Source organism: Halalkalibaculum sp. DA384 (genome assembly GCF_043951955.1).
In the GTDB taxonomy this organism is placed as follows: Bacteria; Bacteroidota; Rhodothermia; order Balneolales; family Balneolaceae; genus JAMQKA01.
Genome location: NZ_JBINJE010000105.1, coordinates 1 through 697 on the forward strand (window position 1 = coordinate 1; position 697 = coordinate 697).

A 697-nucleotide genomic window follows, 5' to 3' on the forward strand; every position below is an offset into this window, starting at 1 on the left:
TGGCTATTTCGGTCATATAGTGCCACTCATTTCGGGCCATATAGTGCCACTTTCCAACAGCGATATTAGCGGTTAACGGTCATTGGGTCAAGCGTTGTTTTTTGCGAAGCGATTCGCCTTTGAGTTCCAACCGATGAGAAGAGTACACCACCCGGTCCAGGATAGCATCAGCGATGGTTCCTTCCCCGATCAATTTGTGCCAGCCGCTGACCGGTATTTGGGAGCAGAGAATGGTGGATGTGGCCTGGTGACGGGCTTCGATCAGGTCCATCAGCAACTGCCGGTCGGCCGGATCCATCGGATGCAGCCCAAAGTCATCGAGAATGAGCAGATCGGTCTTTAGGAGACTTTTCAGCAGTTTGGGCCAGTTGCCTTCGAGTTTGGCCAGTTTCGCCTCGTCAAAAAACCGGGCGGTAACAAAATAGCGGGTTTTAAGGCCCATCAGACATGCCTGGCGGCCGATCGCCTGCCCGAGCCAACTTTTGCCGGTTCCGGTTGGGCCGGTAATAATGAGGTTCTCGGCCTTTCGGGCAAAATTCAGGCTCAGCAGGCGTCCCATCAGGGTCTTGTCGAGCCGGCGATCGGGATGGTAGTCGATGTCGGTGGCGGCCGCCTGCTGGCGGAAGCCGGCCCTCCTGATCAGCCCTGCAATCTTCCGCTGCTGACGGTCCTCCCATTCGGCGTCAATGAGGGTGGC

Annotated in this window: 1 protein-coding gene; it reads right to left on the bottom strand. The window is 56.5% G+C overall.

The annotated features are described in order from the left end of the window. Positions 1-79: 79 nt before the first annotated feature. On the bottom strand, positions 80-697 hold a 618-nt coding region (istB, locus tag ACG2E4_RS18455; protein WP_395277509.1), incomplete at its 5' end, for an IS21-like element helper ATPase IstB.